Here is a 23,241-nt window from a genome sequence, read left to right as displayed (position 1 = left end):
TCCGTGATATTCCGTGTCGACGCGGCGGCCGGGCCCGTCAGAGCTGGTGGATGAGGTACTCCCGGGCGATGTCCGCGATGCGGCGCTCGTTCGGGAAGGAGAGCTTGCGCCCGAGGTCGTCGATGCCCACCCAGGCGACGTCGATCGCCTCGTGGTCCGGATCCTTCTCCGTGGTCAGGTACCCGCCGGTGGCCTGCAGGAGGAAGTGGTGCACGGTCTTGTGCACCCGGTGCCCGGAGACGGAGAACCAGTAGTCGATGGAGCCCAAGCCCGCCAGGATCTCCCCGGCCACCCCGGTCTCCTCCTCGATCTCCCGGCGCGCGGCCTGGGCGTTGGTCTCCTGGCCCTCCGGGTGGCCCTTGGGCAGACACCATTCGACGCGCCCGCCGCGGTTGAGGCGGGCGATGATCGCCACGGGCTGGCCCGGCGTCTCCAGATCCACGACGAGGCCCCCGGCGGAGACCTCCTCCACCGTGGGCGTGGCCGAGACGGGCAGGAGCACCCGTCTCTTCGGCGCCCGCGGTACTGGAAAGCTCATGTGTCCACCTTACAGAGTCACCCGCGACCGGCTCCCGGGTCCGGCCCCCCGTCTCGGGAGCCGCGGCGGGCGTCTCCGGGGCGGGCGCGGCGTCGTCGTCGGCGCGGATCTGGCACGATCGAAGGACTATGGCACACCTCTTCGACACCTCTGCGATCCACCCGGCGGCCCTGGAGCTGGGGCGGATCTTCGCCGAGCGCGGCTACGAGCTCTCGCTGGTCGGCGGGCCCGTCCGGGACCTGTTCCTGGGTGCTGAGGCCCTGGACCTGGACTTCACCACCGACGCCACCCCGGACCAGATCCTGCAGACCGCCGGGGACTGGGCGGATGCGCACTGGGAGATCGGCCGGGAGTACGGCACCATCGGGCTGCGCAAGGGCGAGGCGATGATCGAGGTGACCACCTACCGCGCGGAGGCCTACGACGCCGACTCCCGCAAGCCCACGGTGGCCTTCGGGCGGCGGCTGGAGGATGACCTGTTCCGCCGGGACTTCACCATCAACTCCATGGCTCTGCGCCTGCCGGGACTGGAGCTGGTGGATCCCTACGGCGGCATACGCGATCTGCACGCCGGGATCCTGCGCACCCCGGGCGCCCCGGAGGACTCCTTCTCGGACGATCCGCTGCGGATGATGCGCGCGGCGCGCTTCGCCTCCCGCCTGGACGTGGCACCGGCCCCGGAGGTGGTCGCGGCGATGACGGACATGGCCGAGCGGATCGGCATCGTCTCCGCGGAGCGGGTGCGCGATGAGCTGGTCAAGCTGATGGTGGGGCGCAACCCCCGCCGCGGCGTGGACCTGCTGGTGAGCACGGGCCTGGCCGATCACGTGCTGCCGGAGGTGCCCGCGCTGCGGATGCAGCGGGATGAGGCGCACCAGCACAAGGACGTGTACGAGCACTCCCTGACCGTGCTCATGCAGGCCGTGGACCTGGAGACGGGTCCGGAGGGTCCCGTGCCGGCCCCGGACTTCACCCTGCGCTTCGCCGCCCTGATGCACGACGTCGGCAAGCCCGCCACCCGGTGCCTGGAGGAGGACGGCGCGGTGAGCTTCCGGCACCACGACGTCGTCGGGGCCAAGCTGGTGAAGAAGCGGATGCGGGCCCTGCGCTTCGACAACGAGACGATCCGGAACGTGGCGCGGCTGGTGGAGCTGCATATGCGATTCTACGGATATGGCGATGCGGGGTGGACGGATTCGGCGGTGCGCCGGTACGTGCGCGACGCCGGGGATCAGCTGCAGCGCCTGCACCGGCTGACCCGCTCGGATGTGACCACCCGGAACCAGCGCAAGGCGGGGCGGCTGCGCCGGGCCTACGACGACCTGGAGCGGCGCATCGAGCAGCTGGCGGCCCAGGAGGAGATGGACGCGATGCGCCCGGACCTGGACGGGGAGCAGATCATGGCGATCCTGGGGATCGCCCCGGGGCCCACGGTGGGGAAGGCGTACCGCTTCCTGCTGGAGCTGCGCCTGGACGAGGGCAGTCTGGGCGAGGAGGAGGCCCGGGACCGCCTGCTGGCGTGGTGGGCGCAGCAGCCGGAGGGCGGGGCCTGATCCCACGCCGGCACGCGGCGTGCCGGTGAGGTGCATCGCCGTGCGATCCGATAGTTTGGTGGGCATCATCACCCGCAACCATCACCTCTGAGGATGCATCATGACTGATTCCCCCGGTCAGCCCACCCCCTCCGAGTCCTCGGGCGCTGCCCGCGAGCCGGAGAGGAACGAGAACCCGCGGGCCGCCGGCATCACCTACGGGGCGATGCTCCTGGCCGCCGTCGTCTTCTCCGTGCTGATCGTGGTGGCCATCCGCTCCGAGACCGCGGGCTCCCTGAGTGGGGCAGGTCTGCTGGACGCCGATGACGTGGTGGGACTGCTCCGCAACGGCACCGGGGTGTACTTCGTCGTCGCGCTGACCGTGCAACTGGTCTCCATGGCCCTGGGCGGACGGATGCACCTGAGCGTGACCGCCGTGGACTCCAGGTCGGATCTCCTGCACCTGTCCATCGGCTTCCTGCCGGTGATGATCACCGTGGTGGGAGCGGTGGCGCTGTTCATCTGCTCCCGGCTGGTGGCGGCCCGCCAGGTCCGCCGCCAGGAGCGGGTGGCTCCCGACCAGGTGTGGCTCTCCTCCCTGGTCACCGCCGGGCTGCTGACGGTCTTCGCGATGGTGCTGACCATGGTGCTGGCCGGGCGAGCCACGGAGGACGGCGACTACACCGTGCGTCTGCACTTCTGGGCGATAAGTCCTGGCCTGGTGATCTGCCCGCTGGTCTTCCGGCACGCTGCTGGGCGTCTGGGCTCGGCGCACCGCCCTGGGGCCTGAGCCCACCCGGGTCTCCGATCTGGTGCACCAGTGGGTGCCGGGCCTCGCGCCGGCGGCGCGGCTGAGCGCGCTGTACCTGGGTGCGCTGTCCGTGCTCGGTCTGATCCTGCTGTCCATCGGCTCCGGTGTGGAGGAGGGCTCCTTCGCCGCCTTCCTGGCGGTGCTGCTGATCGGGACCTTCGCCGGCGTCGACCTCGTCTCCATGACCCACCTCGGGGCCGTCACGGCCGTGGCCCGCGGCGACGGCGGCAACGCTCGGGAGACGCTGTTCCTGTGGTCCGGCGGCACCCGGGATGTCGCCACCGCCTGGCCGATGCTGATGTGGCTGTTCCTGGTGGTGGGGATCCTGGTTCTGGCCTGCGCGTGGGCCGGGCGCCGCCCCGGCCTCGGACGGTGGACCTCCTGGGTGGCCATGCCGCTGGTGTTCTTCCTCGCCGGGCTGGTCACGCTGATGCTCGGCCGGATCAGCGCGGAGATATCCGTGCAGGCCTACAGCGGCTACTCCGCGCGCCTGTCCATGGGCTCGGCGTGGTGGACGCCGGTGGTGTTCGCCCTGTGGGGTGGGGTCGTGGAGGTGCTGGCCCGGTATGCGGTGCCGCACCTGGCCCGGGCCGTGCCGCAGGGTCGCGCGCGCCGTGCTGTTCGGAGCCCCGGCTCCGGTGCTGTTCACCCAGCGCGCCGGGAACGGAGGTGCCGATGCCGGGGCCGCCGGTTCCGGAGCCGGCGCGCCGGTCGCCGCCGAGAACGGTGCCGAGACCGCCGTTCAGGCCGATGCCCAGGCGGACGCCCGGTCCGGCGCTGAGGCCGCACCGATCGTCGGGGAGGGTGCGAAGCAGACCCGTCCCTTCACCGCCCCGCAACCCGGGCAGCCGGCTTCCTCGTCCCCGTCCGAGCAGACCGCCCAGACGGCGGCCGTGCGCGAGGCCGCGCCGCTGTCCCCGAGGGCGAAGAAGCGGCTGAAGATCTCCGGGATCATCGCCGGGGCGCTGGTGCTGGTGCTGATCCTGGCGTTCGCCGGGGTGCGCATCGCCAACGCCACCGTGTACAGCCCCGAGCACGTGGTGGAGGAGTGCTTCGACGCCGTCGTGGACGGGGACGCCGAGACCGCGACGAACCTGATCGATCCGAACGTCCCCTCCGCGCAGCGCGTGCTGCTGACCGGGGACGTGTACAAGGACGCCGGGCAGCGGATCTCCGGGTACGACGTGAAGGACGTGGAGGTGGCCGATGACGGCCAGTCCGCCACGGCCACCGTCTCCGTGACCCAGGATCAGCGCTCCACGGACACCACGCTGCAGCTCACGCGTGCCGGCGGGGTGCTGGGGCTGCGGCAGTGGGAGATCGCCCCGGACCAGTCCGGGCTGTACAAGACGGTGCGGGTCTCGGTGCCGGCCGGTCAGGACACGCTGACGGTCAACGGCCATGAGGTGAGCGTGCCGGCGTCGTCGGCCTCGCCGTCGCCCACCTCCGGGTACCACCGCCGCTCCGTGTTCGAGGAGGACCCGGACGCGCTGAGCCTGACGGTGCTGCCCGGGGAGTACACCTTCGCCGCGCCGAAGGGCGGGAAGTACCTGACCTACGGCGATGACCAGAAGGTCACGGTCACCGCGGACGAGGACACCTCCTCGGAGCTGTCCGGCTCCACGGTGGAGTTCCGGCAGAGGCTCACCGAGCAGGCGGTGACGGATGCCGCGGCGAAGGCCAAGGAGAAGATCGACGCGTGCGTGGCGAAGAAGGAGTTCAAGGTCGCCGAGTGCAGGCTGAACAGCTACTACGAGGCCGATGACGAGCACCGCAACCCCAGCTGGTCCGTGGAGGAGTACCCGACGTTCATGCTCACGGACGGCCTGAACAGCACGGACTCGGACCCGGTGGACGAGCTGGAGACCGGCAGCAGCTGTACGTGCGGACCTCGGAGAGTGGGAAGGTGAAGTTCTCCTACCAGTACCGCTTCGACGATGACGAGCCGTGGGAGGACAAGAGCACCACCTCGCCCCTCTCCGGGGCCTTCATGATCACGGTGACCCCGGAGGAGATCACGGTGCAGGACTCGCACTCGAGCAACGGGTACTGACCCGCGCCGGCCCTGACCGGGCCCTGACCGGGCTCGGCTCGGGGCCGGAAGGGGGTCCGGCTCGGCGCCGGGGTGGAGCCAGCTCCACCCCGGCCTCCGCCCTGAGGATGAGATCCCGGCCGTTTCCGCGCTGTGCTGCGGGAGCGGCCGGGATCTCCTTATACAGTGGGTCACACACGCCGGAGAAGACCAGAAGACCACCAAGACCCCTGCAGAACGGGAGCGATTCCATGATCGAGGTCAGCGGCCTCACCAAGACGTACGGCCCCAAACGGGCCGTGGATGATGTGTCCTTCACGGTGCAACCCGGGAAGGTGACCGGCTTCCTCGGGCCCAACGGCGCCGGGAAGTCCACGACGATGAGGATGATCCTCGGGTTGGAGCACCCCACCCGCGGGCAGGCGCTGGTGGACGGGCAGCGGTATGCGGCCCTGCGCTCGCCGCTGACGTCGGTGGGCTCCCTGCTGGAGGCGCGCGCGGTGCACCCCCGGCGTTCGGGGGTCAACCACCTGCGGGCGATGGCCGTGACCCACGGGATCCCGAAGTCCCGGGTGGATGAGGTCATCGAGATCACCGGCCTGGCCTCGGCCGCGAAGCGGAAGGTGGGCGGGTACTCCCTGGGGATGGGTCAGCGCCTGGGCATCGCGACGGCGATCCTGGGGGACCCCTCCACGGTGATCCTGGATGAGCCGGTGAACGGCCTGGACCCGGAGGGTGTGATCTGGGTGCGGCAGATGGCCCGGCACCTGGCCTCGGAGGGCAAGACGGTGTTCCTGTCCTCGCACCTGATGTCGGAGATGGCGCAGACCGCGGATCACCTGATCGTGATCGGGCAGGGCAGGATCCTCGCGGATGAGCCCCTGCAGAGCTTCCTGGACGCCAACGGGGAGCACCGGGTGCTGGTGCGCACGGACGACGCCGCGGCCTTCGCGGATCGGCTGCGCGCCGACGGCGTGGAGTCCACCCCGCATGAGCAGGACGGTCTGCTGGTGGCGGCCGAGGCCCGCGAGGTGGCCGAGCGGGCGCAGTCGGCCGGCATCCTGCTGTATGAGATCACCCCGCAGCGGGATTCCCTGGAGCAGGTGTACATGCGGATGACCCAGGATTCCGTGGAGTACCGCTCCGCGGACCCGAACGCACCCCAGGCCCAGCAGGCCCCGCAGGCCCAGCACGTCGCGAAGGAGAGCCGAGCATGAGCACCGCCGTTTCCGAGACCCCCCGCACCGACCGCGCCGCGCACACCTCCCAGTACCGGCTGAGCTTCCTGGGGATCCTGCGCGCGGAGGTGCTGAAGTTCCGCACCCTCGTGTCCTCGTGGGTGCTGATGATCGTGACGATCGCGCTGATGGCGGGCATGGCAGCCATGGCCGCGTGGAGCGTGAACTTCATGACCTCCGCGAGCCAGTCCGTGTCGCAGGATCCCGCGGCCGCGGAGGGCGGCGCGGAGATGCAGGCTTCGCTGTCCGGGAACGTGCATGACCTGGCGGTGATGACGCCGACGGCGGGCGCGACCCTGGGGTTCATCGTGGTGGGTGCGATGGCGGTGATGATCCTGTCCACGGAGTTCGGCACCAAGTCCATCATCTCCACGTTCACCGCGGCCCCGCGCCGGTGGGCGGTGTACGTGGCGAAGGCGCTGGTGATCTCCGTGTTCTCCGCGCTGGTGGCGCTGATCTCCGCGGTGGTCTCCTACCCGCTGACGCAGCTGATCCTGTCCGATGATGACGCGCACTTCGACTTCACGGATTCCGGGTACTGGACCTGTGTGCTGGGTCTGCTGGTGGTCTTCGTGCTGACCTCCTGGATGGGCCTGGGGCTGGCGGCGCTGCTGCGCAACAGCGCGGGGGCGATCGTGGTCGTGGTGGTGGTGCTGTTCGTGCTGCCGCTGGTGTGGTCCTTCCTGACCAACCTGGATTGGGCCAATGACTTCATGCCGTATCTGCCGATGAACCTGGCGAACACCCTGACCACCGCCTCGGACCCGGTGGGTGATCCGCAGCGGGTCCCGGCCGGCTGGTGGTACGCCCTGTGGTGCGCGGTACCGCTGGTGGCGGGGTTCTTCTCCTTCACTCGCCGGGACCCGAAGTAGGAAACCCTTCGGATCACCGGGTGGTCATCGTCGTAGGGTCTGCGCCGGCAGGCCCCACGACGATGACCACTTGAGGTTCAGCCCTTCGTCGCAGCCCGGGTGTAGTGTGGGTCACATCATTCGCCGCCCGATCGGAAGGGACCTCGCACCATGAGCCAGCAGCCTGAAGAGCACCCCGCCGAGACGACCTCTGCTCCCACCGGCTCCTCTCCCGCCCAGCGTCCTGAGGGCTCCGGGCAAGAGGCGCGCTACGGTGCTGCATCCGACACCGCCGGAGAGCTCCAGCGCCATCCCGGCCAGCAGTTCCCGGCGACCTCCGATGCCTACGATCACCCCGGCGTCGGCCCCACCGGCGGATTCGACCGGAACCCGTCGCAGCCCCAGTACGGTCAGCCGCAGTACGGTCAGCCCGGTTACCCCACGGTGGTGCATCAGACCGTCATCACCCCCAAGAGCATGGGCCTGGCTTACGTCCTCTGGTTCTTCCTCGGCGGCTTCGGGGCGCACTCCTTCTACCTCGGCAAGACCGGAAACGCCGTCGGACACATCATCCTCACGATCCTGATCATCCTGTTCTCCTGGACCCTGGTGATCCCGGCTCTGATCGGCACCGCCCAGTTCATCTGGCTGATCGTCGACGCCTGCCTCATCCCCGGGTGGACCGCCCGCAGCAACCACCCCCAGCCTCAGGCCTACGGTCTGCGCTGACCGGCATCGAGCCGTCGTCGTGCGTCTGCCCAGGTCAGCGGGGTTCCGGCGGCCGCTGCCGCGCAGTAGCGTGGAATGAGGAACGACGCTCGGTCCGCGCCACCCCGCCCACCGGGGTGCCGCCCGCGGACCGGAAGGGAGCAGCACCCATGGACGCATCACACACCCAGCAGGAGACCCGCGCAGCGCGGGAATCGGGCACGGAGCGGTTCGACTACCTCATCACCGGCGCCGGCATGGCCGCGGACACCGCCGCCCGCGGCATCCGGGAGATCGACGCGACCGGCAGCATCGGCATCCTCGGGGCCGAAGACGACGAGCCCTACGCCCGCCCGCCCCTGTCCAAGCTGCTCTGGCTCAACCCGGACGCGAAGCTCGACGACTTCTTCACCGGCACCGCCGAAGCCACCGGGGCGCAGGTGCGCACCGGCACCACCGTGACCGGCATCGACCGGGAGAACCGCCGGGTGAGCACCGCGGACGGCCAGCAGATCGGCTACGGCAAGCTCCTGCTCGCCACCGGCGCGGAGCCGAACCGCTTCGACGCCCCACAGCACCCGCACATCCTCACCTACCGCACCGCCGAGGACTACCGGCGCCTGCGCGAGCTCACTCGCACCCACCGCGAGTTCGTGCTCCTCGGCGGCGGGTACATCGGCGCGGAGCTCGCCGCCGTCCTCAGCCAGGAGGACGTCTCCGTGCACCTGATCATCCCGGAGACCACCCTCGGGGACGCCAAATTCCCCGCGGACCTCGCCGTGCAGTACCAGGCACTGCTCACCGACGCCGGGGTGCAGGTCAGCGGCGGGCACCGGGCCGAGCGCGCCGACGTCGACGGCGATCGCATCCGGGTGCGCCTGGACGACGGCACCGACGTCGAGGGCGACGTGCTCATCCTCGGCCTCGGCGCCACCCCCCGCACCGAGCTCGCCGAAGCCGCCGGACTGGAGCTGGCCGACGGCGGGGTGCGCGTGGACGAGCAGCTGCGCACCTCCGACCCCCACATCTGGGCCGCCGGGGACATCGCCTCCTACCCGGACGTGATCCTCGGGCGCACCCGCGTGGAGCACAAGGACAACGCCCTGCAGATGGGCACCACCGCCGGACGCTCCATGGCCTCCGGCGGGGAGCGGTACGCCCACACCCCGTACTTCTACTCCCTCGTCAACGGCACCCGCTGGGAGGCCGTCGGCACCCTGGACTCCACCCTGGAGATCCTCGAGGACGACCTCGGCGACGGCCGCCGCGTCGTCTACTACCTCGACGCCGACCGCCGCCCCGTCGGCGTCCTGCTGTGGAAGGTGGAAGACGCCGTCGACGCCGCCCGGGAGGTCCTCGCCGCCCCGCCGGCCGACCCCGAGCAGCTGCGCGGACGCATCGGCTGACCCCGCGTGACCCGGCCCCTGGGTGCCGCGGCGCGGATGGGGTAGACTCGGGCAGGTTGTGCCGAGACCGGGACCGTTCCCGGACCCCTCGCGCACCGCACCCGCGCAAGCGAACCTCCTGCTGCGGAGAGACCGCAGCCGCCGAGACCGAAGGAGGTGGGTTCCCACATGCGTGAATACGAACTCATGGCACTGATCAGCCCCGAGGTTGACGACCGCGCCGTCGAGCCGACCCTGCAGAAGTTCCTCGACGTCGTCCGCAAGGGCAACGGCACCATCGAGAACATCGACATCTGGGGCCGCCGCCGCCTGGCCTACGAGATCCAGAAGAAGAGCGAGGCCATCTACGCCGTCGTGAACTTCACCTCGGAGCCGGACGTCGCCAAGGAGCTGGACCGCGTCCTGAACCTCAACGAGAACATCATGCGGACCAAGATCATCCGCCCGGAAGAGCAGAAGATCTCCTCCAAGTAGCTTCCACAGGGGCCCCGGGACATTGGATCTGTCAGTCCCCCGTGGTCCACTGGTAGGAGCACCACTCGCTACGACTGCAAGGAGGTCATGATGGCCGGAGAGACCATCATCACCGTCGTCGGCAACCTCACCGCCGACCCCGAACTGCGCTTCACCCCCTCCGGGGCGGCGGTCGCAAACTTCACGATCGCCTCCACCCCCCGCACCTTCGACCGCCAGACCAACGAATGGAAGGACCAGGAAGCCCTCTTCCTGCGCTGCTCCATCTGGCGCGAAGCCGCGGAGAACGTCGCCGAGTCCCTCACCAAGGGCCAGCGCGTCATCGCCCAGGGGCGGCTGAAGGCACGGTCGTACGAGACCAAGGAGGGCGAGCGCCGCACCTCGATGGAGCTGGACGTCGACGAGATCGGCCCCAGCCTGCGCTTCGCCACCGCATCCGTGAACCGCAACCAGCGCTCCGGCGGAGGGAACTTCGGCGGAAACCAGGGCGGTCAGGGCTTCGGCGGCGGACAGCAGAACTTCAACCAGGGCGGCGGCCAGCAGCAGGGCTTCGGCGGGGGCAACCCCAGCCAGGGGCCCGGCAACGGCTACGGCGGTAGCGGCTACAACCAGGGAGGCAACCGCGGAGGCCAGCAGGCCCCGGCGGCGGACCCCTGGGGGCAGAGCTCCGGCGGCAGCTACGACTGGGGTGCCGGCCAGGACGACGAACCGCCGTTCTAGACTGCACCCGCCCTCCCCTGACACCCACCCATCCCGCGGGGCACGAACCCGCGGGCTCCAACTGAGAGAACAAGGAGCACCACGATGGCCAAGGCTGAACTCCGCAAGCCGAAACCCAAGCAGAACCCGCTCAAGGCTGCTGACATCACCGAGATCGACTACAAGGACGTCGCGCTGCTGCGCAAGTTCATCTCCGATCGCGGCAAGATCCGCGCCCGTCGCGTCACCGGTGTGACCGTGCAGGAGCAGCGCAAGATCGCGCAGGCCGTGAAGAACGCCCGCGAGGTCGCCCTGCTGCCCTACTCCGGCGCCGGCCGCTGATCGAGAAGGAGACCAGAACACATGGCTAAGATCATTCTTTCCCAGGAAGTCACCGGCCTCGGCGCCGCTGGCGACGTCGTCGAGGTCAAGGACGGCTACGCCCGCAACTACCTGTTCCCCCGCGGTCTGGCGACCGTGTGGACCAAGGGCGGGGAGCGCCAGGTCGAGTCGATCCGCGCCGCCCGCGCGGCCCGTGCCCAGCACAACCTCGAGGACGCCCAGGCCCAGGCCGAGCGTCTGACCGGTGAGACCGTCTCCTTGCCGGTCAAGGCCGGGGCCGAGGGCCGCCTGTTCGGCACCGTCAAGCCCGCCCAGATCGCCGAGGCGATCGAGGCCGCCGGCCTCGGTGCCGTGGACAAGCGGACCATCACCATCGAGAAGAGCATCAAGCGCACCGGCCGCCACGTGGTCGCCGTCCGCCTGCACGAGGACGTCGTCGCCTCCGTGGAGCTGGACGTCGTCGCCGCGTAGCACCCGCGCCTGACGCCTGCCGATCCAGGGCCCGCCCCCGCACCCACCGTGGTGCGGACGGCGGGCCCTGGCGCATCCACCCCGCGGATGCTCCCAGCCGCCGATGCGAAGATGGAGCCCATGACCCCCAGCCACACCACCGCCGACGACGCCCGCCCCGGCCGTCCTGGATCCCGCCGTCGCTGGCTGCCCAGCACCCGCCTGTTCGCGATGGGTCTGGGGTTCTGGCTGGCCGCGATGCTGCTGATCATCCTCGGGTTCTTCGGTGGGAACTGGGGGAGCAACCAGGTGATCCTCGCGATCTTCCTGATCTGCCTCGTCGTCTCCTCGATCGCGGCGGCCTTCGCCTCCTTCTTCGCGGTCTTCGGCTTCTTCAAGTACCGACGCCGCCGCGTTCTGAACCTGCTGCTGCTCGTGGTCTCCGTGCTCACCAACCCGGTGCTGGTGTTCATGGTCGCCGCCGCCAACAGCTGACCCCGGCTCGTCCCGGCTCCGGCCCCCGCCCCCACCGGAATCGCGTTCGGGACGGGTTCGTCTCTTCGGGACGGGATATTCCGGTCCCGAAGAGACGAACCCGTCCCGAAATCTGGCTTCGGGGCCGGGGCCGGGTCCGAGGGGGCGGGAGCGGGTAGGGTTATCCACAGGATGCGCGCGGCGTCGTCCGCCCCCATCCCCACCGCTGTCCACAGTTTCTGTGGAAGAACGCGGCGAACCTGTGGATGAACCGCCCCGAACGGTGCACATCCGGTACACATCGGCCCACCGCGGGCCTAACCTGTGGATAACTACGACGAGGAGAGCACGTGTCTGAGGTTGTCTCCGAACGCGACGGCGGGGGCCGCACCCCGCCCCAGGACAACGTCGCCGAGCAGTCCGTGCTCGGCGGGATGATGCTGTCCAAGGACGCGATCGCCGACGTCGTCGAGGTCCTGCGCGGCGTCGACTTCTACAAGCCCGCCCACGAATCCATCTACGAAGCGATCATCGACCTCTACGGCAAGGGCGAACCCGCCGACGCCATCACCGTCGCCGACGAGCTCACCAAGCGCGGGGAGCTCGGGCGCGTGGGCGGTGCCGCGTACCTGCACTCCCTGATCTCCTCCGTGCCCACCGCGGCCAACGCCGGGTTCTACGCCGAGATCGTGCGGGAACGGGCCGTGCTGCGGCGGCTGGTCGGGGCCGGAACCAAGATCGTGCAGCTCGGGTACTCCCAGGACGGCGAGGTGGACGACCTCGTCAACCAGGCGCAGACCGAGATCTACCAGGTGGCCGAGCGGCGCACCGCCGAGGACTACGTGATCCTCAAGGAGGTCATCGGGGAGACCGTCGAGGAGATCGAAGCCAACGGGGACAAGGCCGACGGCATGCAGGGCGTGCCCACCGGGTTCTACGAGCTGGACGACCTCACCCACGGGCTGCTCGGCGGGCAGATGATCGTCGTCGCCGCCCGCCCCGCCGTCGGCAAATCCACCCTCGCCCTGGACATCGCCCGCTCCGCCGCCATCCACCACGACATGGCCACCGTGATCTTCTCCTTGGAGATGTCCCGCAACGAGATCGCGATGCGCCTGCTCTCCGCGGAGGCCTCCCTGAACCTCTCCGACCTGCGCCGCGGCTCCCTCGAGGACGCCCAGTGGTCCAAGATCGCCGAGGTCATGGGGCGGATGGACAAGTCCCCGCTGTTCATCGACGACTCCCCGAACATGTCCATGATGGAGATCCGCGCCAAGTGCCGCCGGCTCAAGCAGAAGAACAACCTGCGCCTGGTGGTCCTGGACTACCTGCAGCTGATGAGCTCCGGCAAGAAGGTGGAGTCCCGCCAGCAGGAGGTCTCCGAGTTCTCCCGCTCCCTGAAGCTGCTGGCCAAGGAGCTGGACGTGCCCGTCATCGCCCTGTCCCAGCTCAACCGCGGCTCCGAGCAGCGCACGGACAAGAAGCCCATGGTCTCCGACCTTCGCGAATCGGGCTGCCTCACGGCCGACACCCGGATCCTGCGCTCGGACACCGGGGCCGAGACGAGCATGGGCGAGCTGTACGCCTCCGGCGCCCGGGACGTTCCCGTCTGGTCCCTGGACGAGAACATGCGCTACGTGGAACGGCACCTGACTCACGTGTTCCCCACCGGCAGGAAGCCCGTGTTCCGGCTCAGCCTCGCCTCCGGCAAGACCATCACCGCCACCGCGAACCACCCCTTCTTCACCTACCGCGGCTGGAAGCCCCTCGGTGAGCTGGCCGTCGGGGATCGCCTCGGCGTGCCCCGGCACACCGACGGCCCCACCCAGCGCACCCGGTGGAGCGACGACGAGGTGATCCTGCTGGCCCACCTGCTGGGGGACGGGTCCTTCGTCAAGCGCCAGCCCATCAGGTACGCCTCCGTCGACGAGGAGAACCTCGAGGCGGTCCGTGCGGCGGCGGAGCACTTCGGCGTCACCGCCGTCCTAGACGACCGTCCGGCCGCGCGCGTGACCTCGCTGCGTCTGCCGGCTCCGCATCATCTGACCCACGGCCGCCGCAACCCCATCGCGGCATGGCTGGACGGCCTGGGTCTGTTCGGCCTGCGGTCCTGGGAGAAGTTCATCCCGGCGCCGGTGTTCTCCCTTCCGAAGCGCCAGATCGCCCTGTTCATCAAGCATCTGTGGGCTACGGACGGCTCCGTCACGCTGACGAGGAGCCGACGCTCCGGTAGGATCTACTACGCCTCCACCTCCCGCCGGATGCTGGATGAGCTCAGCCTCCTGCTGCTGAGGTTCGGCATCTCCACGCGCCTGCACCTGACGGCCCTGAAGGGCGAGTACCGGCAGGGATACACCCTGGATGTCTCCGGGCGGGACGACCAGCTGCGCTTCCTCCGGGAGATCGGCGTGCACGGTGAGAGGGCGGGCAACTGCGCGGCGCTGCTGCGCGCACTGGAGGTCTCCACCTCCAACACCAACGTGGACACGGTGCCGGTGGACGTGTGGCAGGACGTGAAGAGGGTGCTGGAGGACCGGGGCATGACCCACCGTCAGTTCCAGTCCGCCATGGGCTCCGCCTACTGCGGCAGCACGTACTACAAGCACGCCCCGTCCCGGCAGAGGATCGGCGCCGTCGCCGCGCTGCTGGAATCCGCGGAGCTGGAGATGCTGGCCGTCAACGACCTCCTCTGGGACCGGATCACGGCGATCCAGCCGATGGGGGAGCAGGAGGTCTTCGACGCGACCGTCCTGGGAACCCACAACTTCGTGGCCAACGGCATCACGGTGCACAATTCGATCGAGCAGGACGCGGACATGGTGATGCTGCTGCACCGCGAGGACATCTACGACAAGGAGTCCCCGCGCGCCGGGGAGGCCGACGTCATCGTCGCCAAGCACCGCAACGGTCCCACCAAGACGATCACGGTCGCCTTCCAGGGCCACTACTCCCGCTTCGCCAACATGGCCGCCGACGCCGGCGGCTTCTGACCCGCGGGGGCGGGGATCCTGCCGGTTTGGGAGCGGTTTCGGTGTTTGGGAGTGTCCTCGAGGCTCCCAAACCACGAAACCGCTCCCAAACGCGGGTGGAGGCGGGCGGAGGGGCACGGGAGCGCGCAGGGGCGCGGGTCACCGGGTCCATCTCACGGCGACATGCTGTTGAACAGCAGGTGACCCCTCATTAGACTTCGATGGGTTCGGCGCGTCCCCGCCATGAATCCGCATGGCCCATCCCGAGGTGTCCCCCGGTGGAGCGCGCACGCGAGGAGGAGAGCACACGATGGCAGGACGCATCGGCACGGCCACCCGCGCCGTCGGGCGGGTGCTCGGCCGGATCCTCGCCTACCTGCTGCTGTGGCTGGGCCTCACCTGCCTCATCGCCGCCCTCGGCATCCGCCACTACTGGGGCCCCATCACCTTCGACCAGCTGCGCACCAACCTCTTCTCCGTGCAGACCGACGGCGGCGGCGGGGCCATCGTCTGGAAGGGCATCCTCGGCGTCGGCGTGCTGCCCGTGGTGGTGACCCTCGCCGTCGCCGGGATCATCGCCTGGCGCCGCCGGGTGGTGCGCCGGCGCATGGCCGACGGCGCCCCCCGCCCGCCGCGCAGCTGGCGCTGGCCCCGCAACATCCTCGCCACGCTCTCGGTTCTGGCCCTGGGCATCGGCGGAACGAGCGCCTTCGCCAGCACCGTCGGCATCCGCGACTACCTGCGCGCCGCCAACTCCCCGTACACCCTGGACGACTACTACGCGGCCCCGACCGTCACCTCCGACGCCGGCAAGCGCAACCTCGTGGTCATCTACCTGGAATCCGGGGAGCAGACCCTGGCCGATGACCAGCTGTTCGAGAAGGACGCCTTCCAGGGCCTGGAGGAGGCCACCTCCGAAGCTGAGGGCTGGCAGTCCATCCCGGACTACCTGCAGTACGACGGCGGGGGGTGGACCATGGCCGGGATCGTCTCCACCCAGTGCGGTGTGCCGCTGAAGGGCGGCTCCGGCTCCAGCTCCATCGCCGACTCCGCGGAGCAGGACGAGAACGCGGCGTACCTGGGCGGGCTGACCTGCATGGGCGACGTCCTCAAGGAGCACGGGTACAAGAACGTGTTCCTCGGCGGGGCCAACGGCGACTTCGCCGCCAAGAGCAAGTTCCTCGGCGGGCACGGCTACGACGAGCAGAAGGACCTCCACGACTGGCGCGCCGCCGGGGAGCCCGAGCAGAACTTCCGCAGCGACTGGGGCCTGAGCGACCAGCGGCTGATGGCCCACGCCAAGGACGAGATCGACCAGCTGCACGCCGAAGCCCAGCACACCGGGCAGCCCTTCAACCTCTCCATGCTGACCCTGGACACCCACGAGCCGGTGCACGTGTTCGACTACTGCTCCGTGGACACCCAGAGCGAGGTCACCTCCGTGTACGCCTGCTCGATGAACCAGGTCGCCGACTACGTGCAGTACATGAAGCAGAAGGGGTACCTGGAGGACACGGCCGTCGTCATCATGGGCGACCACCTCAAGCACATGAGCGCCGGGGACGCCTTCCACGAGGAGCTGGACGACCACCCGAACCGCACCATCTTCAACCGCATCTGGGTGCCGGAAGCCGACCGGAAGAAGGGCGCCCTGCGCTCCGGGGCGGATCAGCTGAACATGTACCCGACCATGCTCGAGGCCGCGGGCCTGGAGCTGAAGGACCACGAGGCAGGGCTGGGCGTCTCCGCGTTCACCGAGAAGATCCCGGAGGGCTCCGCCCAGTCGCTGAGCCCCGAGGACTACCGGCTGCTGCTGGAGGCCCGCTCCCAGGAGTTCTACGACCGCGCCTGGCAGGGCGCCGGACGGAACTGACCATGGGGGACGTGCTGGGGTCCGAGGCCCTGGATCCGGCGGAGCTGAGCCGGCACCGCAGGACGGTGGAGCGGTTCCTCCTGGAGTACGAGTGCGCCATCGACGAGGTGGAGACCAAGGTGCGCGTGCTGCGCCGCGAGCTGTCCGCCATCCACTCCTACAACCCGATCGAGAGCTTCTCCTCCCGCCTGAAGTCCCTGGACAGCCTGGCCCGCAAGGCCCAGAAGCGCGGTCTGGGCTCCCTGCCGCAGATCCGGGAGTCCATCACGGACATCGCGGGGGTGCGGGTGATCTGCTCCTTCACCGCGGACGTGTACCGGGTGCGGGATATGCTGTGCCGCCAGGATGACGTGCGCCTGGTGGTGGAGAAGGACTACATCGCCCACCCCAAGCCCAACGGGTACCGCAGCCTGCACCTGATCCTGGAGATCCCCGTGTTCCTCTCCACCGGGCCGGTGACCGTGCCGGTGGAGGTGCAGCTGCGCACCATCGCCATGGACTTCTGGGCCAGCCTGGAGCACAAGATCTTCTACAAGTACGACGGCGACGTCCCCTCCGGGCTGCTGGCCGACCTCACCCGCACCGCGGACTCCGCTGCGTCCATGGACGGGGAGATGGAGCGGCTGCACCGGGAGATGCAGTCCTTCCGCGCCCCCGACGACGAGGCCGAGGTCACCGAGGCCGTGCTGCGCACCCTCACCCGCCTGGCCCGCGGCCTGGGGGACTGAGGGAGCGCTCCGCCCGTTCCGCACACTGACTCGTTCCGCACCGTGAGACGACCGCGGCGGGGAAAACCGCCGGAAACCTCTCCGGGGGTAGCCTGGATCACCGTGGGCCACCACCCCATATGCTGAGGGAAGCATTCGACCGGTCGGCGTGCGGCGTCGGCCCCCACGGAAGGCCCAGCCATGACCGAATCCCCCGCGAGCACCCCCGACGCCGCGGCGTCCTCCGGGCGCGTCCCGGCCGACGTCGCCAGCGGCGAGAACGAAGGCGGGCTGGCCCGCGGGCTGCACAACCGCCACCTGCAGCTGATCGCGATCGGCGGGGCCATCGGCACCGGCCTGTTCTTCGGCTCCGGGCAGACCATCCACCTGGTGGGGCCCGCGATCCTCCTGGTCTACGGGCTGATCGGCTTCATCCTGTTCCTGGTGATGCGCCAGCTCGGGGAGCTGCTGCTGTCCAACCTGCACTACAAGACCTTCGGGGACATCGCCAAGGACCAGATCGGGCCGTGGGCCGGGTTCATGGTGGCGTGGAACTACTGGCTGTCCTGGGTCATCGGGTGCGTGGCGGACCTCGTGGCGATCACCGCGTACGTCCAGTACTTCTGGCCCGAGGTGCCCGTGTGGCTGCCGGCCGTGGCGACCGCGCTGGGCCTGATCCTGCTGAACCTGCAGCCGGTGCGCGCCTTCGGGGAGACGGAGTTCTGGTTCGCGATCATCAAGATCGTCACGATCCTCGCGCTGATCGTCGTCGGCATCATCCTGGTGGCCACCGGCTTCCGCAACCCGGCCGGGCAGGAGGCGCAGGTCGCGCACCTGTGGAACCACGGCGGCTTCTTCCCCACCGGCTTCCACGGCTTCCTGATGGGCTTCCAGCTGGCGATCTTCTCCTTCATCGGGGTGGAGCTGGTGGGCACCACCGCCGCGGAGACGGAGAACCCGCACCGGAACCTGCCGCGCGCGGTCAACTCCATCGTGCTGCGCATCGCGATCTTCTACATCGGCTCCCTCGCGGTGATCATGATGGTCACCCCGTGGGACTCCATCGACCCCGCCCAGAGCCCGTTCATCACGATGTTCGGCAACGTCGGCTTCGCCGGGGCGGCCTTCGTGGTGAACCTCGTGGTGCTGACCTCCGCGGCCTCCAGCGCCAACTCCGGGGTGTACTCCGCGACCCGCATGGCCTACGGTCTGGCCAAGGACGGGCACGCCCCGCGCTGGCTGCGCTTCGCCTCCTCCCGCGGGGTGCCGCGCAACGCGGTCTTCTTCACCACCGTGTTCCTGTTCGCCTCCGTGCCGGTGCTGCTGTCCGGGGACGCCCTCACCCAGGCGTTCACGATGGTCAGCTCCCTGTGCTCGGCGTACATCCTGTTCACGTGGGGCACCATCGTCGTCAGCTACATCCTGTATCACCGGCGTCACCCCACCCACCATGAGGCCTCCCGCTTCCGGGTGCCCTTCCCCAAGGTCACCCCGTGGATCTCGCTGGCGTTCTTCGCGTTCATCGCCTGCTGCCTGGCGCTGTCCCCGGACACCCGCGTGGCGCTGTACGTCAGCCCCGTCTGGTTCGGGTTCCTGGCGATCATGTGGCAGGTGGTCAAGCGCCGCCTCATCTCCCAGGAGCGCCCCCTGACCGCCGAGATCCCGACGGTCACCGCGGAGCAGATCCGCAAGCAGTTCTCCGAGCACCTCGACTGACGCGCATCCCTCTTCCCTTCTCTGCGCAAAACGGGAGATGCTTCCCATATCTGGGCGCTACACGTCCCGATATGGGAAGCATCTCCAGTTTTGCGGAAGAGGAGGTGGGGTGCCCTGTCAGGGTCTCCCTCCAGGCGCCCGGTGCGGCTTAGCCTCGAAGACATGGACCAGTCCGCTGAGATCCGCGAGTTCCTCTCCTCGCGGCGCGCCAAGATCACCCCGGAGCGGGTGGGCCTGCCCGCCGGGCCCGGTCCCCGCCGGGTGCCGGGGCTGCGTCGCTCCGAGGTGGCGCAGCTGGCCGGGATCAGCGTCGAGTACTACACCCGGCTGGAGCGCGGTGCCCTGGCCAGCGCCTCCCCGGCGGTGCTGGACGGCCTGGCCGCCGCCCTCCAGCTCGACGACGCCGAGCGCGCCCACCTGCTGGACCTCGCCCGCGCCGCCGAGCGCACCCGCTCCCCGCTCTCCCGGGATCCCGGCCGGGGCGGCGTCGGGCCCGCGCCCGTGCGCCCGGCCCTGCAGCAGATGGTGGATGCGATCACCGGCGCCGTCGCCTTCGTGCGCGACGAGGCCCAGAATATGCTCGCCGTCAACGCCCTGGGTCGGGCCTTCTACGCCCCGGCCATCGGCTCCGACGGCGTCCTGCCCAACCTGGCCCGCTTCCAGTTCCTGGACCCTGCCAGCCGGGCGATCTACCCGGAGTGGGAGACCATGGCCCGCATGTGCGTGGGCATCCTCCGCGCCGACGCCGGCCGGAACCCGCACCACCGCGGCATCCAGGAGCTGGTCGGGGAGCTGTCCACCCGCAGCGACCTGTTCCGCACCCTGTGGGCCGCCCACGACGTGCGGGTGCACGGGCACGGCCTCAAGCGCTTCGACCACCCCGAGGTCGGGCGGCTGGAGCTGGCCTACGAGGAGCTGGCCGTGACCGCCGATCCGGGGCAGGTGCTCTACGTCTACTCCGCCCCGGCCGGCTCGGAGGCGGATCAGAAGCTGCGGCTGCTGGCCTCGCTCGCCGCGACCGGGGCGGCGGAGCAGACTGCCGCGCAGCAGGCCGCCGAGCGGCGGGGTGCGGCGAAGCATCAGGGCACCGGGCAGGTCGCCGGGAATCAGACCAACGGGAACCAGACCATCGAGAACCAGAGGAAGGCATGACCATGGCACACCGCGTCATCGAGCACGGGGCGACGACCAAGAACCCGCCGGAGAACTTCACGGGGGACGTGTGGGTGGACCCCATCGCCGTCCCCCAGGAGGAGGGCCAGCGGATGGTCGTCGCGAAGGTGCGCTTCGCCCCCGGCGCGCGCACCGCCTGGCACTCCCACGCCCACGGGCAGACCCTGCACGTCACCGATGGCGTCGCCCTGTTCGGCACCCGCGACGGCGAGGTGCTGCGCGCCCTGCCCGGGCAGACCGTGTACTGCCCCGCCGGGGAGGAGCACTGGCACGGGGCGGACCCGGAGCACTTCATGGAGCACCTGGCGATGCTGGAGAACGCCGAGGACCCGTCGACCACCACCACCTGGCTGGAGCACGTCAGCGACGAGGACTACGCCCGCCGCCCCTGACCCCAGACGGGGCACCACAGAAGTGCGGCTTACGGCCGCGATCATCCACAGCTGAAGGAGAGCCATCATGCGAGGAGTCGTCCTGCACGGCGCCGGAGACGTCCGGGTGCAGCAGCGCCCGGACCCGAGGATCGAGGACCCCAAGGACGCCGTCATCCGGATCGAAGCCGCCTGTGTGTGCGGTTCGGACCTGTGGCCCTACCGCGGGGACGACCCCGGTGAGGACCTGCCCATGGGCCACGAGTACGTGGGCGTCGTGGAGCAGGTCGGCGATGAGGTGAGCACCCTGAACCCGGGGGACTGGGTGGTCGGCTCCTTCGTCATCTCGGACAACACGTGTGAGATCTGCCGGGCCGGGTACCAGTCCCGGTGCGTGCATGCCGTGTTCGTGCACGGGGAGATCGGCACCCAGGCGGAGAGGGCCCGCATCCCCTGGGCCGACGGCACCCTCGTGCGTCTGCCCGGGGAGCCCGACGAGGACCTCATCCCGTCGCTGCTGGCGGCCTCCGACGTGCTGGGCACCGGGTGGTTCGCCGCCGACGCCGCCCAGGCCGGGCCGGGGAAGACGGTGGCCGTGGTCGGCGACGGCGCCGTCGGCCTGATGGGCGTGCTCGCGGCCCGTCAGCTCGGGGCCGAGCGGATCATCGCCATGTCCCGGCACGAGGACCGCCAGGCCCTGGCCCGCCGGTTCGGTGCCACGGACGTCGTCGTCGAGCGCGGGGACGAGGGCGTGGCGCGGATCAAGGAGCTGACCGACGGGCTCGGCGCGCACAGCGTGATCGAGGCCGTGGGCACCCAGGGTTCGATGATGCAGGCCATCCGCAGCACCCGTCCCGGTGGACACGTGGGGTACGTGGGGGTCTCCCACGACGTCCAGCTGCCGGGGGATGAGCTGTTCTTCGGTCTGATCCACCTGCACGGCGGGCCCGCCCCCGTGCGTCGGTTCCTGCCGGACCTGATCCGGCGGATCTGGGACCGGGAGATCGACCCGGGGAAGGTCTTCGACCGCGTCCTGCCGCTGGAGGAGGCCGCCGAGGCGTATCGGCTGATGGATCAGCGGGAGGCCGTGAAGGTCATGCTCCGCCCCTAGCCTTCTCCCCCTCTCCCACCCTCTCCCCTCCGCAAAACGGGACATGCTTCCCATATCTGGGCGCTACACGTCCCGATGTGGGAAGCAGGTCCCGTTTTGCGCCGGGAGGGGAGAGGAGGGCGCACAGCGGACTGATAGCGTTTTCCCATGGGAGACGCATCACATCCGTACCTGGAGATCCTCGAGCGACGCACCGCACGGCGTCGGGAGACCGCCCAGCACCACCTCGCCCCGCACGACGGCGCCCCCGCGGCCGTCGTCGACGCCCTGGAGCGCGCCGTCGATGCCCAGGAGGGCGAGCTGACCGCCATCCTGCACAACCTGCACGAGCACCCGGAGACCGCCTTCCGGGAGCACCACGCCGCCGACGTCGTCGTGGGCCACCTGGCATCCCACGGGATCGCGGCGCAGCGTCCCGCCCACGGGCTGGACACCGCCGTGCGCGCCGAGGTGCGCTCGCAGGACTTCGACCCGACGCGGGACCGCACCGTCGGCATCCTCGCGGAGTACGACGCGCTGCCGGAGATCGGGCACGGGTGCGGGCACAACGTCATCGCCGTGGCCGGGCTGGGGGCGTTCACCGCGCTCGCGGACCTGCTGCGCGCCGAGCCCCGCGCCTTCCGCGGGCGGGTCGTCTTCCTCGGCACCCCCGCGGAGGAGGGGCAGGCGGGCAAGGAGCTCATGGCCCGGGACGGCGCCTTCGACGATCTCGACGCCGCCGTGATGGTCCACTCCTACTTCACGGACACCGCGGACCAGGCGTGGCTGGGGCGCCGGGACTGCCGGGTGCGCTTCACCGGGCGGGCCGCCCACGCCTCCTCCCACCCGTTCCTGGGCCGCAACGCGCTGGATGCGGCGAGCCTGGCCTACCAGGGGATCGGGCTGCTGCGTCAGCAGACCCCGCCCACCGACCGCATCCACGCGGTGATCACCGAGGGCGGCAGCCAGCCGAACATCATCACGGAGTCCGCGCAGATGCTGCTGTATGTGCGCTCCCAGGACCCGGAGACCCTGGCGGAGCTGTCCGCGCGGGTGGAGCAGGTGCTGCGCGGGGCCGCGATGATGGCCGGCGTCGAGGCGCAGGTGCGGTGGGATGAGGCGCCGGCGACCCTGCCGGTGCGCTCCAACGGGCCGCTCACGGATCGGTGGGTGCTGGCCCAGCGGCGTCGGGGGCGGGACCCGTACCCGGGCGGGACGGTCTCCGAGGTGCTGGCGGCCTCCACGGACTTCGGCAACGTCAGCCACCGGGTGCCGGGCATCCACCCGCTGATCCGGGTCTCGGCCGACGGGGTGGGGCTGCACACCCGGGAGTTCGCCGCCGCCGCGGGCACCCCCGACGCCGAGCGGGCCGGGATGGACGGGGCCTTCGGCCTGGCCTGCGCCGCCCTGGACTTCCTGCACGACGACGCCCTGGCCGCCGCGGTGCGCGAGGACTTCGAGCGGGCCGGCGGCTTCGCGACGGCGCAGGACTACTTCCGGTCGTGAGCGCCCCCGCCCGTCGCCCATCACCTCGTCTCGGGGGGGGGGGGGGGGGGGGGGGGGGGGGGGGGGGGGGGGGGGGGGGGGGGGGGGGGGGCGGGGGGGGGGGGGGGGGGGGGGGGGGGGGGGGGGGGGGGGGGGGGGGGGGGGCCCGGCGCCGTCGCGCACGGGGGCCAGCAGGTCCCGCAGCTCGTGCAGGGGCAGCGCGGAGATCTCGGTGATGTCCAGGCCCTCGAAGGTCACGCTCAGCGCCTCGGCCTTGATGCGCCGGCCGCGGCACGCGGGGC

The 23,241-nt window shown here is 70.4% G+C and carries 22 protein-coding genes; 21 read left to right on the top strand and 1 reads right to left on the bottom strand.

Annotated features, from left to right (window positions below; genetic code table 11):
- Nucleotides 1-37: 37 nt before the first annotated feature.
- Nucleotides 38-538 (bottom strand): NUDIX hydrolase, encoded by a 501-nt coding sequence (locus NQ707_RS06900; protein WP_058730484.1) that lies wholly within the window; start codon nt 536-538, stop codon nt 38-40.
- A gap of 128 nt (nt 539-666) precedes the next feature.
- Here NQ707_RS06900 and NQ707_RS06895 point away from each other — a divergent pair, with 128 nt between their 5' ends.
- The 21 genes from NQ707_RS06895 to NQ707_RS06795 all read left to right on the top strand — a co-directional run bounded on the left by NQ707_RS06895 (nt 667) and on the right by NQ707_RS06795 (nt 22,960).
- A complete protein-coding gene (locus NQ707_RS06895) occupies nt 667-2,091 on the top strand; it encodes a CCA tRNA nucleotidyltransferase (RefSeq protein ID WP_404435211.1) in 1,425 nt (474 codons plus the stop codon).
- Nucleotides 2,092-2,191: 100 nt separating this feature from the next.
- Complete coding sequence (locus NQ707_RS06890; RefSeq protein WP_404435210.1) at nt 2,192-2,860, top strand: hypothetical protein; 669 nt, start codon at nt 2,192-2,194, stop codon at nt 2,858-2,860.
- A gap of 635 nt (nt 2,861-3,495) precedes the next feature.
- On the top strand, nt 3,496-4,791 hold the full coding sequence (locus NQ707_RS06885) for a hypothetical protein (protein ID WP_404435208.1): 1,296 nt from the start codon (nt 3,496-3,498) through the stop codon (nt 4,789-4,791).
- On the top strand, nt 4,788-4,934 hold the full coding sequence (locus tag NQ707_RS06880) for a hypothetical protein (RefSeq protein WP_165590104.1): 147 nt from the start codon (nt 4,788-4,790) through the stop codon (nt 4,932-4,934). Before NQ707_RS06885 ends, NQ707_RS06880 begins: the two co-directional genes overlap by 4 nt.
- Nucleotides 4,935-5,164: 230 nt before the next feature.
- On the top strand, nt 5,165-6,130 hold the full coding sequence (locus NQ707_RS06875; protein WP_058730487.1) for an ABC transporter ATP-binding protein: 966 nt from the start codon (nt 5,165-5,167) through the stop codon (nt 6,128-6,130).
- Nucleotides 6,127-7,023 (top strand): ABC transporter permease subunit, encoded by an 897-nt coding sequence (locus NQ707_RS06870; protein ID WP_058730488.1) that lies wholly within the window; start codon nt 6,127-6,129, stop codon nt 7,021-7,023. Before NQ707_RS06875 ends, NQ707_RS06870 begins: the two co-directional genes overlap by 4 nt.
- 150 nt (nt 7,024-7,173) lie before the next feature.
- A complete protein-coding gene (locus NQ707_RS06865) occupies nt 7,174-7,731 on the top strand; it encodes a TM2 domain-containing protein (protein WP_196825865.1) in 558 nt (185 codons plus the stop codon).
- A 149-nt stretch (nt 7,732-7,880) separates the two neighbouring features.
- Nucleotides 7,881-9,116 (top strand): NAD(P)/FAD-dependent oxidoreductase, encoded by a 1,236-nt coding sequence (locus NQ707_RS06860; protein ID WP_363834169.1) that lies wholly within the window; start codon nt 7,881-7,883, stop codon nt 9,114-9,116.
- A 168-nt stretch (nt 9,117-9,284) separates the two neighbouring features.
- Nucleotides 9,285-9,590 carry a 30S ribosomal protein S6 gene (rpsF, locus tag NQ707_RS06855; RefSeq protein WP_058730490.1) on the top strand — a complete coding sequence of 102 codons (306 nt, stop codon included), beginning with the start codon at nt 9,285-9,287 and terminating at the stop codon, nt 9,588-9,590.
- A gap of 90 nt (nt 9,591-9,680) precedes the next feature.
- Complete coding sequence (locus NQ707_RS06850) at nt 9,681-10,310, top strand: single-stranded DNA-binding protein (protein WP_058730498.1); 630 nt, start codon at nt 9,681-9,683, stop codon at nt 10,308-10,310.
- A gap of 84 nt (nt 10,311-10,394) precedes the next feature.
- Nucleotides 10,395-10,631, top strand: coding sequence for a 30S ribosomal protein S18 (rpsR, locus tag NQ707_RS06845; protein WP_058730491.1), 237 nt, complete (start codon nt 10,395-10,397; stop codon nt 10,629-10,631).
- A gap of 21 nt (nt 10,632-10,652) precedes the next feature.
- Complete coding sequence (gene rplI / locus NQ707_RS06840; RefSeq protein ID WP_404435204.1) at nt 10,653-11,102, top strand: 50S ribosomal protein L9; 450 nt, start codon at nt 10,653-10,655, stop codon at nt 11,100-11,102.
- A 120-nt stretch (nt 11,103-11,222) separates the two neighbouring features.
- On the top strand, nt 11,223-11,576 hold the full coding sequence (locus NQ707_RS06835; RefSeq protein ID WP_058730493.1) for a hypothetical protein: 354 nt from the start codon (nt 11,223-11,225) through the stop codon (nt 11,574-11,576).
- Nucleotides 11,577-11,905: 329 nt separating this feature from the next.
- On the top strand, nt 11,906-14,545 hold the full coding sequence (locus NQ707_RS06830) for a replicative DNA helicase (RefSeq protein ID WP_061225147.1): 2,640 nt from the start codon (nt 11,906-11,908) through the stop codon (nt 14,543-14,545).
- A gap of 289 nt (nt 14,546-14,834) precedes the next feature.
- The gene (locus NQ707_RS06825) at nt 14,835-16,397 is read left to right on the top strand and encodes an LTA synthase family protein (RefSeq protein ID WP_404435202.1); all 1,563 of its coding nucleotides are present in this window, start codon (nt 14,835-14,837) and stop codon (nt 16,395-16,397) included.
- Between the two features lie 2 nt (nt 16,398-16,399).
- Nucleotides 16,400-17,125: a GTP pyrophosphokinase family protein gene (locus NQ707_RS06820; protein WP_404435200.1), complete on the top strand. Its 726-nt coding sequence runs from the start codon at nt 16,400-16,402 to the stop codon at nt 17,123-17,125.
- A 180-nt stretch (nt 17,126-17,305) separates the two neighbouring features.
- Nucleotides 17,306-18,820 (top strand): amino acid permease, encoded by a 1,515-nt coding sequence (locus NQ707_RS06815; protein WP_404435198.1) that lies wholly within the window; start codon nt 17,306-17,308, stop codon nt 18,818-18,820.
- A gap of 162 nt (nt 18,821-18,982) precedes the next feature.
- Nucleotides 18,983-19,972 (top strand): helix-turn-helix transcriptional regulator, encoded by a 990-nt coding sequence (locus NQ707_RS06810; protein ID WP_404435196.1) that lies wholly within the window; start codon nt 18,983-18,985, stop codon nt 19,970-19,972.
- A complete protein-coding gene (locus tag NQ707_RS06805) occupies nt 19,969-20,385 on the top strand; it encodes a cupin domain-containing protein (RefSeq protein ID WP_254301497.1) in 417 nt (138 codons plus the stop codon). The genes NQ707_RS06810 and NQ707_RS06805 overlap by 4 nt, the downstream gene beginning before the upstream one ends.
- Before the next feature lie 67 nt (nt 20,386-20,452).
- Nucleotides 20,453-21,475 carry a zinc-dependent alcohol dehydrogenase family protein gene (locus NQ707_RS06800; protein WP_404435194.1) on the top strand — a complete coding sequence of 341 codons (1,023 nt, stop codon included), beginning with the start codon at nt 20,453-20,455 and terminating at the stop codon, nt 21,473-21,475.
- A 147-nt stretch (nt 21,476-21,622) separates the two neighbouring features.
- Nucleotides 21,623-22,960, top strand: coding sequence for a M20 family metallopeptidase (locus NQ707_RS06795; protein ID WP_404435192.1), 1,338 nt, complete (start codon nt 21,623-21,625; stop codon nt 22,958-22,960).
- Nucleotides 22,961-23,241 lie beyond the last annotated feature (281 nt).

The sequence above is a fragment of the Rothia sp. BD8 genome (assembly GCF_044878465.1).
GTDB lineage: Bacteria > Actinomycetota > Actinomycetes > Actinomycetales > Micrococcaceae > Rothia > Rothia kristinae.
This window is presented reverse-complemented; position numbering and strand designations above follow the sequence as displayed.